The sequence below is a fragment of the Rhizobium sp. O111 genome (genome assembly GCF_055616315.1).
Genome location: NZ_JBSHXL010000001.1, coordinates 2,358,703 through 2,372,666 on the forward strand (window position 1 = coordinate 2,358,703; position 13,964 = coordinate 2,372,666).

14 protein-coding genes are annotated in these 13,964 nt (G+C 63.2%); 8 read left to right on the forward strand and 6 right to left on the reverse strand.

Going from position 1 to position 13,964, the window contains the following annotated elements; all coding sequences use genetic code 11:
- The first annotated feature begins 215 nt into the window (after positions 1-215).
- Both ACVTFQ_RS11985 and ade read left to right on the forward strand, forming a co-directional pair.
- Entirely contained in the window at positions 216-692 is a 477-nt protein-coding gene (locus ACVTFQ_RS11985) for a MarR family winged helix-turn-helix transcriptional regulator (protein ID WP_111562918.1), read from the forward strand.
- A 135-nt stretch (positions 693-827) separates the two neighbouring features.
- Positions 828-2,522, forward strand: coding sequence for an adenine deaminase (gene ade / locus ACVTFQ_RS11990; protein ID WP_111562919.1), 1,695 nt, complete (start codon positions 828-830; stop codon positions 2,520-2,522).
- Positions 2,523-2,554: 32 nt separating this feature from the next.
- Here the strand turns inward: ade and ACVTFQ_RS11995 are convergent, their stop codons facing one another.
- Positions 2,555-3,367 carry an arylamine N-acetyltransferase family protein gene (locus tag ACVTFQ_RS11995; protein WP_162718250.1) on the reverse strand — a complete coding sequence of 271 codons (813 nt, stop codon included), beginning with the start codon at positions 3,365-3,367 and terminating at the stop codon, positions 2,555-2,557.
- A gap of 129 nt (positions 3,368-3,496) precedes the next feature.
- Between ACVTFQ_RS11995 and ACVTFQ_RS12000 the strand changes: the two genes are divergently transcribed.
- The 3 genes from ACVTFQ_RS12000 to ACVTFQ_RS12010 are packed head-to-tail and all read left to right on the forward strand — an operon-like array spanning position 3,497 to position 5,320.
- A complete protein-coding gene (locus tag ACVTFQ_RS12000) occupies positions 3,497-3,967 on the forward strand; it encodes a pyridoxamine 5'-phosphate oxidase family protein (RefSeq protein WP_111562921.1) in 471 nt (156 codons plus the stop codon).
- Positions 3,964-5,151: a pyridoxamine 5'-phosphate oxidase family protein gene (locus tag ACVTFQ_RS12005; protein ID WP_470423896.1), complete on the forward strand. Its 1,188-nt coding sequence runs from the start codon at positions 3,964-3,966 to the stop codon at positions 5,149-5,151. Before ACVTFQ_RS12000 ends, ACVTFQ_RS12005 begins: the two co-directional genes overlap by 4 nt.
- Positions 5,078-5,320: a hypothetical protein gene (locus ACVTFQ_RS12010; protein WP_470423897.1), complete on the forward strand. Its 243-nt coding sequence runs from the start codon at positions 5,078-5,080 to the stop codon at positions 5,318-5,320. Before ACVTFQ_RS12005 ends, ACVTFQ_RS12010 begins: the two co-directional genes overlap by 74 nt.
- Here ACVTFQ_RS12010 and bglA read toward each other — a convergent pair.
- A complete protein-coding gene (gene bglA / locus ACVTFQ_RS12015) occupies positions 5,317-6,966 on the reverse strand; it encodes a beta-galactosidase BglA (RefSeq protein WP_111562923.1) in 1,650 nt (549 codons plus the stop codon). The two genes, ACVTFQ_RS12010 and bglA, sit on opposite strands and share 4 nt — an antisense overlap.
- 206 nt (positions 6,967-7,172) lie before the next feature.
- On the opposite strand from bglA, the gene ACVTFQ_RS12020 reads away from it, so the two are divergent.
- Entirely contained in the window at positions 7,173-8,084 is a 912-nt protein-coding gene (locus ACVTFQ_RS12020; RefSeq protein ID WP_111562924.1) for a sugar kinase, read from the forward strand.
- 13 nt (positions 8,085-8,097) lie between these two features.
- On the opposite strand, the gene ACVTFQ_RS12025 is transcribed toward ACVTFQ_RS12020, so the two are convergent.
- Complete coding sequence (locus ACVTFQ_RS12025) at positions 8,098-8,415, reverse strand: hypothetical protein (RefSeq protein WP_111562925.1); 318 nt, start codon at positions 8,413-8,415, stop codon at positions 8,098-8,100.
- A 2-nt stretch (positions 8,416-8,417) separates the two neighbouring features.
- Positions 8,418-9,314: a hypothetical protein gene (locus ACVTFQ_RS12030; RefSeq protein ID WP_111562926.1), complete on the reverse strand. Its 897-nt coding sequence runs from the start codon at positions 9,312-9,314 to the stop codon at positions 8,418-8,420.
- 215 nt (positions 9,315-9,529) lie between these two features.
- Between ACVTFQ_RS12030 and ACVTFQ_RS12035 the strand changes: the two genes are divergently transcribed.
- Positions 9,530-10,702 carry a glycosyltransferase family 4 protein gene (locus ACVTFQ_RS12035; RefSeq protein ID WP_111562927.1) on the forward strand — a complete coding sequence of 391 codons (1,173 nt, stop codon included), beginning with the start codon at positions 9,530-9,532 and terminating at the stop codon, positions 10,700-10,702.
- A 3-nt stretch (positions 10,703-10,705) separates the two neighbouring features.
- Here ACVTFQ_RS12035 and ACVTFQ_RS12040 read toward each other — a convergent pair whose 3' ends face one another.
- Positions 10,706-11,968 carry an MFS transporter gene (locus ACVTFQ_RS12040; RefSeq protein ID WP_111562928.1) on the reverse strand — a complete coding sequence of 421 codons (1,263 nt, stop codon included), beginning with the start codon at positions 11,966-11,968 and terminating at the stop codon, positions 10,706-10,708.
- Positions 11,969-12,212: 244 nt separating this feature from the next.
- On the opposite strand from ACVTFQ_RS12040, the gene ACVTFQ_RS12045 reads away from it, so the two are divergent.
- Entirely contained in the window at positions 12,213-12,446 is a 234-nt protein-coding gene (locus ACVTFQ_RS12045) for a hypothetical protein (protein ID WP_111562929.1), read from the forward strand.
- Between the two features lie 72 nt (positions 12,447-12,518).
- Here the strand turns inward: ACVTFQ_RS12045 and der are convergent, their stop codons facing one another.
- Positions 12,519-13,958, reverse strand: coding sequence for a ribosome biogenesis GTPase Der (der, locus tag ACVTFQ_RS12050; protein ID WP_047506246.1), 1,440 nt, complete (start codon positions 13,956-13,958; stop codon positions 12,519-12,521).
- Positions 13,959-13,964: the final 6 nt, after the last annotated feature.

Below are 13,964 nucleotides of genomic sequence, written 5' to 3' on the forward strand. Positions count from 1 at the left end.
GCGGCCGTCGCGACGAGGCCGAGCCCTGCGACCATAACATGCCGTCTTGAGGCATTTTCGATGTCGTCAGTCATGTTCATCTCCATTTGTTTTCGCGATAATCGATGTCGCGATAAATATATTCATAGCACCTGAAATTTTCTTGTCTACGAAAAAGATTATCGCGATATCATTTTTATGATAGTGGTAATCGCACAGACAGATGGAGCCTCGGCATGACCGATCAGATACACGCCTCCCATAAGCCCCCCGCCTCCGGCACCACCACGCCGCCGCTGGACGACCAGCTGTGCTTCTCGCTCTATGCGGCAAGCCTCGCCATCAACCGCACCTACAAGCCGATGCTGGACGAGATGGGCATCACCTATCCGCAATATCTGGTGCTGAATGTGCTGGGCGAGCAGGATGGCGCCACGATCGGCGCTATCGCCGACCGGCTGTCGCTGGAATCGAGCACCATCACCCCGCCAGTAAAGCGCCTGGAGCAGGCAGGCCTCCTCGAACGTCGCCGCTCGACCCAGGACGAACGCCAGGTGAACGTCTTCCTGACATCAGCAGGCCGCGACATGCTCGCCCGCAGCAAATGCCTGGGCGACACGCTGCTCAGCCGCTCCGGCATGACCTTGACCGAGATCGAAGTATTGAACCAGCAGATCCACACGCTGATCGGCGCCCTCGGCAAGAGCGAGTAGACGCAAACCTTCCCTACCGTGGAACCGGGGCGCCCCCTGCGACGGCATGGACGAGGACAAGACCGATCCGCGCCTTCCCATCGAGCGCCCGCCTCTCTAGAGTGGCCACCCAACGACACCGAACCAGAGAGCCCCATGACCGAAAGACTAGAACGCCTCATCGACCAGGGAACCGGCCGCGAACCGGCCGATATCGTGCTCAAGGGCGGGCGGTTCTTCGATCTGGTGACGGGCGAACTGGTGCAATCCGACATCGCCATCTCGGGCGACACCATCGTCGGCACCTGTGGCGATTACACCGGAAAAACCGAGATCGACATATCCGGCAAGATCGTCGTGCCCGGCTTCATCGACACGCATCTCCACATCGAAAGCTCGCTCGTCACCCCGCACGAGTTCGACCGCTGCGTGCTCCCCTATGGCGTCACGACCGTGATCTGCGACCCGCACGAGATCGCCAACGTGCTCGGCGAAGAAGGCATCCGCTATTTCCTGGAGTCCGCCGAGCAAACCATCATGGACATCCGCGTCCAGCTCTCCTCCTGCGTCCCCGCCACGCATCTGGAAACATCAGGCGCCGACCTGCCGATCGAAAAGCTCCTGCCCTTCCGCGACCACGAGAAGGTCATCGGCCTTGCCGAATTCATGAATTTCCCCGGCGTGATCCACAAGGACCCCGTCTGCATGGCCAAGCTCGCGGCATTTCAAGGAGCGCATATCGACGGCCACGCCCCGCTTCTCTCGGGCAATGATCTGAACGGCTATCTCTCAGCCGGCATCCGCACCGAGCATGAATGCACGAGCGCCGAGGAAGCGCTGGAGAAGATCCGCAAGGGCATGCACATCCTGGTCCGCGAAGGCTCCGTCTCCAAGGACCTGCACGCGCTGATGTCGATCATCACCGAGCGTCTGTCGCCGCATCTGGCGCTCTGCACCGACGACCGCAACCCGCTCGATATCGCCGAGCAGGGCCATCTCGACTACATGATCCGCACCGCAATCAAGAACGGCGTCGAGCCGCTCGCCATCTACCGCGCCGCCTCGATCTCGGCCGCCCGCGCCTTCGGTCTCAGGGACCGGGGCCTCGTCGCCCCCGGCTGGCGCGCCGATCTCGCCATCCTCGACAGCCTGGAAAACTGCAAGGCCGAGATGGTCTTCTCCGCCGGCCGCAAGGTCACATCGGCGCTCTTCGAAACCCGCAAGCCCGTCGCCCCCGTCGGCCTCGACAGCGTCAAGGCCCGAACGGTCAATGCCGCCCACTTCAGCGTGCCGGTCGCCGATGGCGAAACACCTGTCATCGGCGTCATGCCGGGCAAGATCATCACCGAGCACCGCCGCTACCGGCTGCCCGTCAAGGGCAACCAGACCGCGGTCGATCTCGACAACGACATCATCAAGGTCGCCGTCATCGAGCGCCACGGCAAGAACGGCAACCACGCCAACGGCTTCGTCCAGGGCTTCGGTCTGAAGAAGGGTGCGATCGCCTCAACCGTCGGCCATGACAGCCACAACATCTGCGTCGTCGGCGTCTCGGAAGACGACATGGCCATGGCCGCCAACCGGCTCGGCGAAATCAAGGGAGGCTTCGTCGTCGTCGAGGACGGCAAGGTCACCGGCGAAATCCCGCTGCCGCTCGCCGGCCTGATGAGCCTCGAACCCTACGAAACCGTCCGCGACACACTGCACGACCTCAGAAAAGCCGCCTACGCCCTCGGCACGACCCTAGAAGAACCCTTCCTCCAGGTCGCCTTCCTGCCGCTGCCGGTTATCCCGCATCTGAAGATATCGGACATGGGCATGGTGGATGTCGACCAGTTCAGGCTGATCTGACATCCACGCGGAAAGAAGATCCACCTTCCGGTTCAGGCGGCAGCCCGCACCGGCGTGTCGAGCCTTGACCAGATCCGCGCCACGGTTTCCGGCTCGCAATCGAGACCGAAGAGATCACGCAGGGAGGTCGCCAGCTCGTCGGCCGATCCGATCTGCAGGCTCTTCGTTCCCTGCGCGCCCGCGCGCCGGAGGCCACGGTTCATCAAGGCCACATCGGCATCCGGCAGGCGGATGCTCATCATCAGGTTGTCGCGGAACGGCAGCGCCGCCCAGACGGTGCAAAGCTGGTTGGCGCCTTCGAGATCGGCCTGCGTAAACGGGCTTTCATCGAAGCCGAAGAGCGGGAACCACCCGTCCGGCCCCTGCCATTCCAGCACCAGTTCGCCGGTTGCCGTGTCGTCCCGCAGGCGGAAGGTCATGCCGCCCATCAGCTGTTCGCCAGGCCGGATGGCAATCGGATCGCGCGGTCCCGGCCCGCCGAAGCCTGCATCCGCCAGCCACTCCTCGCCGCCGATGGTCACGATCCAGGCGAGATGCGCCCTGATGCCGCCGACCGGCGCGCCCATGCGCACACGCCCGAGGATCGGCCGCGCCTCGAACCCGAGATGCTTCAGCGCCTCGCCGAACAGCCAGTTGAGCTGGAAGCAATATCCCCCGCGCTTCTTCTCGACGAGCTGGTTCCAGATATCGGCGGGCTGCAGGCTCGGAACCCGGCCAAGAAACGGGTCGATGCTTTCGAATGCAATGGTGGCAAGCTGCGCCCGCTGCAGGGCGGTGAGCCCGGCCGACGTGATGTCGATGTCCTTGAGGCCGATCCGCCTCGCATATTGGTCGAAGTCAAACATGTCCTGATCCCTCATCTGGTGTGACACCAAGCTTGTACCGTCGCCCATTTGCCGCCGCTCCCTAAAAGTTTGCTAACGGCCCAGCCCCTCGCTTATGCTGGCGGCGGGGAAATCTGGGGGATCGGTCGGGTGCGTTTCGATGAGGAAATCGCCGGTTTCATTGCCGGCCCTGTCATGATGATCGTCGGCACCAGCGATAGTGCCAACCAGCCCGATGTCGGCCGCGGCGTCGGCTGCCGCGTCCTGCCGAGCGGCGAAACCATCGAAGTCTTGATCTCCGGTTGGCAGTGGCCGGATACGCTCGCCAACATAATCGAGACCGGGCAAGCCGCCTTCACCTTCGTGCGCCCGTCCGACTATCGCTCGCTGCAGCTGAAGGGCAGCGCCAGCCTGCGCACCGCCACCGAAGACGACCGAGCGCTCTGCGAGCGCTATATCGCCGGCGTCACCGCAGCGCTCGCCGAGCAGGGCGTTCCCTCGTCGATGATCGAGGTCTGGCTGACATCCCGCGATCTCGCCACCGTCATACTCGATGTCCGCACCATCTCCATCAAGACGCCCGGCAGCAGCGCCGGCGCGCTGATCAGAGCACCCGTATGAAGGAGATCGCGCTGCGGCTACGCGATATGGAAACCTTCTTCGAGGGCATCGTCCCCTCGATCATCGCCACGTCCTCGGCGGACGGCATTCCCAATGTCTCCTACCTCTCGCATGTCGTGCTGGTGGACGACGAGCGCGTCGGCCTCTCCAACCAGTTTTTCAACACGACCATGGCCAATCTCGCGGAGAACCCGAAGGCAGCCATATTGCTGGTCGATGGCGCCCGTGGCGGCCAGTGCCGGTTGCGCGCGGTTTATGAAAAGACCGTCTTCGACGGTCCGCTGTTCAGCCGCGTTTCGACCCAACTCGATGCGACGAGCGCGCAGGTCGGCATGGCCGGCATCATGCGGCTTCGCGGCGTCGATATCTTCCGGGTGGTCGATATCACGATCTACCCCTCGCCCGTAGATGCCCCGATCGAGCCGGTCGCGCGCGAACCGCTGCTCGAGGCAACCGCCAGCCTCGCCATGACACTCGCCCACCTTCCCGCGCAGATCGACACCGCCCTTGACGCGACGCTGGAATGGATGCGCGACACGCTTGAATGCGACCAGACCGTCGTGTTTCTCGCCGACGAAAACAGCGGCCAGCTCGCGACGGCGGGCAGCCTGGGCTACGAGCGGTCGGGCGTCGGCTCGGAGATCGCCTTCGGAGACGGCGTCTTCGGCAGTGCGGCCCGTGAGCGGGATATCGTCAAGATCAGCGATCTCAGCCGGGCGCGACGCTACAGCGCCGCGGTCAAGGCATCGGCCGAGAATGAAAATCTGACCCGCACCATCGCCCCGCCGATGGATGCCGAGACCATGAGCCAAATTGCAGTGCCGATGATCTCAGGCGGTCACCTCATCGGCGTTCTCGGCGCCGAAAGCCGCCGGAGGCTCGCCTTTTGCGGCAGTGCGGGAGGCAGCGCTGACGCTTGCGGCCCAGCATCTGGCCGGTATCATCGCCCTGTCGCAGGCATTGCCGGAAGACCAGAAGCCGGCGCCATCAGGGCAGCCGCCGGGGAAGAACACCCATCGGATCGAAATCCGCTACTACGCCTTCGACGACAGCATCTTCATTGCCGACGAATACATCATCAAGGGCATTGCCGGCCGGCTGCTGAACCACATGCTGCGCGCCCATGTGGAGAGCGGCCGTACCGGTTTCACCAACCGCGAACTGCGCCTCTCCACATCGCTTAGGCTTCCCGAATTCAAGGACAATCTCGAGACCCGGCTTCTCCTCCTGCGCCGCCGCCTCGCCGACAAGACCTCGCCCATCCAGCTGGTGCCGACCGGGCGCGGACAGTTTTCGCTGACCTTCGACGGACAGCCTGTCTTCGTCGAGGAAACGACGATGGACGGCGATTAGCCAAGCCGCGCGCAGAAGCCATCCAGCGCGTTCAACATCACCACACCCTTTTCGATGCGCGAAACGAAGCCCGGCATTTCCACCGGAGATACCTTCTCAAAGCCAACAGGCAAACCAAACGACGCCGGCTCCCGTGTCAGGTTGAACACAAACAGCAGCGTCTCGCCCTCTTGTCTGCGCGTAAACACCAGCAAATCCTGGTTCGTATCGAGGAAGGTCATCGCCCCGTCGATCAGCGCCGGATGCTTTTTTCGGAAGGCCAGCGTGTCGCGGTAGTGGGTGAGCACCGAATGCGCATCGCCCTCCTGCACATCCACCGAAAGCGCTGCCTGCTCATAGGGCACCGGCAGCCAGGACTTCTCGGCCGTGGTGAAGCCGGCATGGGCCTTGGCTGCTTCCCAGGGCATCGGCGTGCGGCATCCGTCGCGGCCCTTGAAGGCCGGCCAGAAGCGGATGCCGTAGGGGTCGCGCAGGTCCTCGAAGGCGAGATCAGCTTCGGGCAGACCGAGCTCCTCGCCCTGGTAGAGGCAGATCGAGCCGCGCAGCGCCGCAAGCACCGAGATCGCCAGCTTGGCGACGACAGGCCGCTCCTCGACCGTCTTGGCGAAACGGCTGAGATGGCGGTTGACGTCGTGGTTGGAGAAGGCCCAGCAGACCCATCCATCGGCTACGGATTTCTGGAAGGCATCGACGCAGTTGCGGATATGGGCCGCGGTGAACTCCGGACCCAGGAGGTCGAAGGTGTAGCACATGTGCAGCTTGTCGCCGCCGGTGGTGTAGGCCGCCACCGTCTTCAGCGAGCGCGCCCCATCGCCCACCTCGCCGACAGTCGTGCGCCCCTCATAGCGGTCGAGCAGCGCGCGAAAACGCTGCAGGAAGCCGATGTTTTCGGGCTGCGTCTTGTCGTAGAGATGGTTCTGCATGCCATAGGGGTTGGTATCCGGCGCATCCAGCCCGCCATCGCTGACATCGGGCTCGTGCGGAGGATTGTCGCGCAGAAGCTTGTCGCAGAAATAGTAGTTGACGGTATCCAGCCGGAAGCCGTCAACCCCACGATCGAGCCAGAATTTCACCGTTTTCAGCAGCGCGTCCTGAACGTCGGCGTTGTGGAAATTGAGATCCGGCTGCGAGGTGAGGAAATTGTGCTGGTAATACTGCCGGCGCACGCCGTCCCACTCCCAGCCCGGTCCGCCGAAGATCGACAGCCAGTTGTTCGGCGCCGTTCCATCCGGCTTCGGGTCGGCCCAGACATACCAGTCCGCCTTGTCGTTGGTGCGGCTGGAGCGGCTTTCGACGAACCATGGGTGCACATCAGCGGTATGCGAGATCACCTGGTCGATGATCACCTTCAGCCCCAGCGCATGCGCGGCCACCATCATCTCGTCGAAATCGGCGATCGTGCCGAAGATCGGGTCCACGTCGCAATAATCTGAAACGTCGTAGCCCATGTCGGCCATCGGCGACTTGAAGAAGGGCGAGAGCCAGATCGCATCGACGCCGAGGCTGGCGATATAGGGCAGACGCCTGGTGATCCCCTTGAGATCGCCGAGCCCGTCGCCATTCGTATCCTGAAACGATCTCGGATAGACCTGATAGACAACAGCACCCCGCCACCAGTCCGCATTCCCGCCCGTCCGAACCACCATCTGTCGCATATCCTCGCCATGTTCGTGTCCATGCCGAGACTAAAGCGCAGAAAGCAAAAGACAACCGCGCTCACGTCTTTTTGCGCGCCAGTTGCAAAGACACCGGCCAGCCCGCGAGCCGGACATCGCCATATCCGGCCAATCCGCGCTTGTCAGCGTCGCGCGCGGCGCGTATCAGCGAACGGAGGACAAGCGGGAGAATGACATTGGGCGGACGTTTTCTATCGATCGGTGAGTGCATGGTGGAGCTGTCGCAGGCCGGCGCCGGGCTGCTGCGCAAGGGCTTTGCCGGCGATACGCTGAACACCGCCTGGTATGCCCGCGCCTGCCTTGATCAGGATTGGTCGGTCGATTACTGCACCGCGCTCGGCGACGACGCCATGTCCGACGAGATGGTCGCCTTCTTCGCTGACGCCGGCATCGGCACGCAGAGCATCCGCCGCATCAAGGGCAAGGCGCCCGGCCTCTACATGATCAGCCTGAAGGATGGCGAACGCTCCTTCAGCTACTGGCGCGACAACTCCGCCGCCCGCCAGCTCGCCGCCGATCCGGATTTCCTGCGCCAGGCGATCGAAGGCGCCGACGTCGTCTATTTCTCCGGCATCACGCTCGCGATCCTCTCGCGCGACGACGCCGATACGCTGCTCTCCGAAGCACGCCGCGCCAAGGCCTCCGGCAAGCTCGTCGCCTTCGACCCCAACATCCGCCCCCGCCTGTGGTCGGGCTATGACGAGATGCACGCCACCATCAGCGAAGGCGCGCGCGCCGCATCGCTGGTACTGCCGAGCTTCGAGGACGAGGCTCTGCACTTCGGCGACGTCTCGATCGAGGCGACCATCCACCGCTACCGCGCGCTGGGCGTCCGCGACGTCGTCGTCAAGAACGGCGCCGACGGGATAACGCTCGATTTCGACGGCGAAGAGACCTTCGTGCCCTCAGAGCGGGTCGAGCAGGTCGTCGACACAACAAGCGCCGGCGACAGCTTCAACGGCGCCTTCATCGCCCACTATCTCGAAACAAAGGACGCCCCCGCATCCGCCCGCTTCGCCGCCAAGGTCGCGGCCCGGGTTGTCAGCGAGCATGGGGCGCTGGTGGCGAAGGATAAGCTTGGGGTTTGAGTGGGGATGTCGGCTAAAGCAACGTGAGAACCCGCATTATCGCCTCCACTATTTTCGCTGCCGCATCGCTGACCCGCGCCCAATCTTCAAGTTCCTTTCTTACTTCGTCCAGTTTGGTCTTCCCCCACCGCATCGCGGCGGTCTGAGGCACGTATTGCGATGAACTATGTTCAAGAGCTTTCGCCGTCAGTTCATTCAGCTCTGCTTTGAATATATCGCTGAGATCGGCAAACCGCTTTTGATCTTTATGGGACGTAGACTTTATGCTCGCGGTCGTGGCCGCCAACATGGCCTGCTCGATACGTTCATATGCATTTCGGTATGTGACCATCCCTACCCCCTATCGCCGAGAAACGGCTCGACTGCCGCCTGCAGCTCTTTTGCTGCTGCTATGAACTGTTCAAGGTTCTCGGGATCTGGCGTACCGTCCGCCAGCGTCTTGTGAGCCGCAACGAGCTTGTCCAGAAGCACTTCGTAGCTGGGCCGATCAGTCGACGAACGCGGCACGAGCGCGGCCACCGCAGTCTGCATATCGCCACGATCTTTCAGGAAGTCATGATAGGCCGCGTATCGCTCGCGGCCGCTTGAGCGCGATTGGATTGCATCAAGCGAAGCCTTTTGCCACAGCGCCCAATCGAGATATGACGAGCGGGCATTTCTGGCCATGAAACGGAAATCCTCAGCAAGAAGCACGCGTCCTTTGACGATCGAGGGATGCGCCTGCGCAGCAATGTGCTGGATCCTCCGGTACGCAACCTCCGTGATGGCCTTATGCGCGAGCAAGCTAATTCCGCTTGAGACGGCATCGAAGTTCTTTCTTTCAGTCAACTTCGGCGCCACGGTAGTCGCCGCCGTTTGCAGATTGCTGAGCGACGTATCGAGCTGGTCTCCCGCTACGCCCGCAGCCGCTTTCGCGAGAGATTGACCATAGTCGGAAAGCGCCTGCGCGAAGGCGATCCGCTGGTTCCATTGTCTGTCTACGTGAGCTTGAGAAGGCGCACCTTTGGGCGGAAAAGCGTATGCCCTGTTGCCGTTGGTGAATAGATATGCCTCCTTCTCGACGTCGCGCTTATCTCCCATCGCCTGATTTATCGTACCGGCATCCCGCGCCGCCTGCGCCACCGCCGCCGTTGCCACGCCAAACTTCTGAATATCAGTCGCATCCACACTCGCGCACGCGACAAGCATCGACGTCGCCAGCAACGCCAGCACCCGCAATCGTTTCAACATGGATTGTTCCCCTAACCTCGGCTAGGGATAGCACATTGCCGATTGCAAACAACAAACCGCACACAACCAAAGATCGCCACCCCGGTTGCATCCGGCTGCACCCGCCCACCCTGTAATATTTCCATCATCGACAGCAGCGAGAATATGAGCGCGGGAATCGATTATCCGGCGCCCGCCCGGAGCTGTGCGCCGATGGCGCGGATGAAAGTCGGATCATGTTGCAACGCCTGCAAAATGCCAGCGATGGCGAAAACGTCGCCGCCTTGCCGATGGGCAAGCCGGAGCGGCTGGTCATCGTCACGGATGCCTGGCATCCGCAGGTCAACGGCGTCGTCCGCTCGATCGAAAACACCAACCGCGAACTCGCGAAAATCGGCGTCGAGGTGGCGATGGTGACGCCGCAGGGTTTCCGCAATATCCCCTGCCCGACCTATCCCGAAATCCGCCTGTCGATCGCCCGCTATCGCAGCGTCGCGCGCGAAATCGCCAAGCACAAGCCGTCCTATGTCCATATCGCCACCGAGGGCCCGCTGGGGCTGACGGCGCGGCGCTGGTGCCTGAAGAACCGCATGCCGTTCTCCACCAGCTATCACACCCGCTTTCCCGAATATGTCGCCGCCCGGCTCCCCATCCCGAAGAGCTGGCTCTACGCCTTCGTCAAGTGGTTCCACAATTCCGGCGCCGGCTGCATGGTGGCGACGCCTTCTTTGGCGCGCGAACTCTCCGAAAAGGGCATCCGCAACCTGATGCCCTGGAGCCGCGGCATCGACGCCAATCAGTTCCACCCGGCCGAGCTCGAGGAAAAGCCCTTCGGCCTTGCCCGCCCGGTCTTCATGACGGTCGGCCGCGTGGCGCTGGAAAAGAACCTGCCGGCCTTTCTCGATCTTGATCTGCCCGGCTCGAAGGTCGTCGTCGGCGATGGCCCGGCCCGCGCCGAGCTCGAGAAGCACTATCCGGATGTTCATTTCACCGGCCTCAAGGTCGGCCCCGAACTGGCCGCGATCTACGCCCAGGCCGATGTCTTCGTCTTCCCGTCGCTGACCGACACCTTCGGCAACACCATCCTCGAGGCGCTCGCCTCAGGCGTCCCCGTCGCCGCCTACCCGGTCACCGGCCCGCTCGACATCATCGGCGAGGATAGCGAGGTCGGCGCACTCGACGACGACCTGCGTATCGCCTGCCTCGCGGCGCTCTCCGCCTCGCGCGAAAAGGCCCGCGAACTCGCCGTCCAATATTCCTGGGAAGCGGCAACGCTGCAGTTCATCACCAACATCCGCGCCGCCAACGGGGTGATCACCCCGAAATGGAAGAAGGCCTGGCAATACGCCGCCAAGTCCCTGCCGCGCAACAAGCGCCTCGGCGATGGGGATGCGGCGACGATGGTGTAAACCCTACTCCGCAGCCCCCACCACCTGACGCCCCCGCTCACCCGGCAGCGGCGGAAACGCCAGCGCGATCGCGGCCGCACCCAGCCCCACCAGCGCCGAGCCGATGAACAGCCAGGAATAATTGGCGAAATGATCGAAGATCCAGCCGCCGATCAGCGGGCCGAAGGCCATGCCGAGGCTGGAGAGCATGGTGGCGGCGCCGAAGACGGTGCCGATGATCTTCTGCCCGAAATATTCACGCGCCAGCACCGCGTAGAGCGGCATGACGCCGCCATAGGCGCTGCCGAAGATCACCGCCAGCGCGTAGAATTCGCCGAGCCGGCTGACGAAGAGATAGCCCATCAGCGCAATCGCCTGGATCAGCAGCCCGCCGACGATCACGGGCTTGACGCCGACGCGATCGGCAAGCGAACCGTAGATCAACCGGCCGCCCAGCCCCGCCAGCCCCTCGACGCTATAGATGCTGACGGCGGCCATCGGCGCCACGCCGCAGATCGTCGCGTAGCTCACCATATGGAAGATCGGTCCGGAATGCGCCGCGCAGCAGGCGAAGAAGGTCAGCCCGAGCACGATGAACTGCGGCGAGCGGAACACGTCGGAGAGCCGCGCATTCCCCCGCTCCGCCGGCGTTGAGCCAGCGGCCATCGCGCCGTTCGGCGATGCCGCGCCAACATCATCGTCGGCGCTCTCTGGCGCGCGCCGCACCAGCAGCGCTGCCGGCAGGAGCAGCACCCAGGCGCCGATGCCGATGATCAGCATCGCGGTGCGCCAGTCATAGGCCGAGATCAGAAAGCGGGCGAAGGGCGAGATGGTCATCGGCGCCACGCCCATGCCAGCCGAGACCAGCGAGACGGCAAGCCCTCGATGCTCGTCGAACCATGCGGTGGTCGCCGCGATCATCGGCGCGAAGAAGGTGCTGGCGGCAATGCCGACGAGGATGCCATAGGTCAGCTGGAATTGCAGGAGCGTCACCGCCCGGCTGGAAAGCACCAGCGCCAGCCCGAGCAATGCGGCGCCCACAAGCACCACGGCGCGCGGCCCGAAGCGATCGCTCGCGGCGCCCCAGACGAAGCCACCGATCCCCATGACGATGAAATTGAGCGTCATCGCGCTGGCGATGCCGATATGCGACCAGCCGGTATCGAGCGCGATCGGCTCCTGGAAGATCGCCAGCGAAAACATCGCCCCCAGCGCGACGCAGGTCATCAGCGCCCCCGCCGCCACGATCACCCACCGATAGGACCCCTGATGCGAATGGCTCATCATCGTGCACCTCCCTGTGCGAACCGATCCGGCGCGGATGCCCTATAAAAGACGATCCGTGCCCTCCCCATCAAGACGTCCGACATCGGCCGCATCCGACAGCCTGTCACATAATTTTCAAGAATTGCCCGTCCGGCGCGCAGCCCCGGCGGCCTTTATACCAAAAATGGTCATACATATTAAATCAGGATTATTAGACAAACACAGGTCGGCGTGAGATTCTTTCCATGTAGAATCAGGGCGCAACATGGCTGACGAACGTTATCTATATGATTCGAAGTCGCACAAGGCGGTCATGTACCAGGCCGGCGAACACCTGTTTTCGCTATCCGGAAGTAAAGCCGAGCACTGGATATCGGGAGACTATATTTTTTCCATGGAGACCCAGGCGATAAGCTTCTGGATTCTTGGAAACGACGTCTACGGCCACGTCGGCAACGGCGAACTGACCCGCGAGCCGATCTATTACTTCGACGGCTGAGACAGCTCATCTTCATCGCTAAGGAAGCGGGCGCAGCCTTGGCTGCACCCGACATATCACTTGGCCAAGCTGCTACTTGGCAGGCTGCGGCTTGCGGCGTCCGCCGCTCTTGGATTCGTACGGATTGTCCTTCTCGCGATACATGATCCGGATCGGCACGCCGGGCATGTTGAAATCCGTGCGCAGGCTGTTCACCAGATAGCGGGTGTAGGATTCCGGCAGCGCGTCTGCGCGGGTGCAGGAGATCATGAAGGCCGGCGGGCGGGCCTTGACCTGGGTCATGTACTTCAGCTTCAGGCGGCGGCCGGAGACGGCCGGTGGCGGATGCTGCGTCGTGATCGAATCCAGCCAGCGGTTCAGCTTGGCGGTCGAGATGCGGCGGTTCCACGTCATGTCGGTGTCGATGATCGACTGCATCAGCTTGTCGAGGCCGCGGCCGGTCTGGCCGGAGATCGGCACGGCGCGGATGCCGCGTGCCTGCGGCAGCAGCCGCTCGGTCTTCTCGCGCAGGTCCGCCAGAAGCGCCTGCGGCTCGTCGATCAGGTCCCACTTGTTGAAGGCGAGAACCGCGGCGCGTCCCTCGCGAACCACGAGGTCGACCAGCTGCAGGTCCTGCTTCTCGAAGGGAATGGTCGCGTCGAAGACGATGACCACGGTCTCGGCGAAGCGGATGGAGCGCAAGGAATCGGCAACCGACAGCTTCTCGAGCTTCTCGGTGACGCGCGCCTTGCGGCGCATGCCCGCCGTGTCGAACATCTTGATCGTGCGGCCGTTCCAGTCCCACTCGACGGAAATGCTGTCGCGGGTAATGCCGGCTTCGGGGCCGGTGAGCAAGCGGTCCTCGCCGAGGAAGCGGTTGATCAGCGTCGACTTGCCGGCATTCGGGCGACCGATGATCGCCACGCGCAGCGGCTTGGTGTCGTCATATTCCGGCTCGTAGTCCTCGTCCTCTTCCATCTCGTGGGGAAGATTGACGTTGGTCTCGGCGATGTCTTCCTTCGGCGGATAGGCGCGATCCTCGCCGACCGCTTCCACGATCGCGTCGCGCAGGTCGAGCATGCCCTGCCCGTGTTCGGCCGAGATCGGCACCGGCTCGCCGAGGCCGAGCGTATAGGCGTCGTAAAAGCCGCCGTCCGAGCCCTTGGCTTCCGACTTGTTGGCGACGAGAACGACCGGCTTGCCGCGGCGGCGCAGCATCTCGGCCAGTTCCTTGTCGACAGGCGTCAGGCCGAACTTGGCGTCGACCACGAAGAGCGAGATATCGGCCTCGTCGATCGCCGCTTCCGTCTGGGCGCGCATGCGGCCCTGCAGGCTCTCGGCCTCGGCCTTTTCCAGACCGGCGGTATCGATGATGGTGAAGGTCAGCCCCATCAGACGCGCGTCGCCGGGGCGGCGGTCGCGGGTGACGCCGGGCGTGTCGTCGACAAGCGCCAGCTTCTTTCCGACCAGCCGGTTGAAAAGCGTCGACTTGCCGACATTCGGGCGACCGACGATCGCGACCGTAAAGCTCATTGAAAT

What these genes read in the sequence shown, in the direction of transcription:
- ACVTFQ_RS12005 (WP_470423896.1), top strand. Translation starts at nt 3,964, where the DNA reads ATGAAGGAGATCGCGCTGCGGCTACGCGATATGGAAACCTTCTTCGAG.
- ACVTFQ_RS12025 (WP_111562925.1), bottom strand. Translation starts at nt 8,415, where the DNA reads ATGGTCACATACCGAAATGCATATGAACGTATCGAGCAGGCCATGTTG.
- ACVTFQ_RS12030 (WP_111562926.1), bottom strand. Translation starts at nt 9,314, where the DNA reads ATGTTGAAACGATTGCGGGTGCTGGCGTTGCTGGCGACGTCGATGCTT.
- ACVTFQ_RS11985 (WP_111562918.1), top strand. Translation starts at nt 216, where the DNA reads ATGACCGATCAGATACACGCCTCCCATAAGCCCCCCGCCTCCGGCACC.
- bglA (WP_111562923.1), bottom strand. Translation starts at nt 6,966, where the DNA reads ATGGTGGTTCGGACGGGCGGGAATGCGGACTGGTGGCGGGGTGCTGTT.
- ACVTFQ_RS12010 (WP_470423897.1), top strand. Translation starts at nt 5,078, where the DNA reads ATGCTGCGCGCCCATGTGGAGAGCGGCCGTACCGGTTTCACCAACCGC.
- der (WP_047506246.1), bottom strand. Translation starts at nt 13,958, where the DNA reads ATGAGCTTTACGGTCGCGATCGTCGGTCGCCCGAATGTCGGCAAGTCG.
- ACVTFQ_RS11995 (WP_162718250.1), bottom strand. Translation starts at nt 3,367, where the DNA reads ATGTTTGACTTCGACCAATATGCGAGGCGGATCGGCCTCAAGGACATC.
- ACVTFQ_RS12045 (WP_111562929.1), top strand. Translation starts at nt 12,213, where the DNA reads ATGGCTGACGAACGTTATCTATATGATTCGAAGTCGCACAAGGCGGTC.
- ACVTFQ_RS12040 (WP_111562928.1), bottom strand. Translation starts at nt 11,968, where the DNA reads ATGATGAGCCATTCGCATCAGGGGTCCTATCGGTGGGTGATCGTGGCG.
- ade (WP_111562919.1), top strand. Translation starts at nt 828, where the DNA reads ATGACCGAAAGACTAGAACGCCTCATCGACCAGGGAACCGGCCGCGAA.
- ACVTFQ_RS12035 (WP_111562927.1), top strand. Translation starts at nt 9,530, where the DNA reads ATGTTGCAACGCCTGCAAAATGCCAGCGATGGCGAAAACGTCGCCGCC.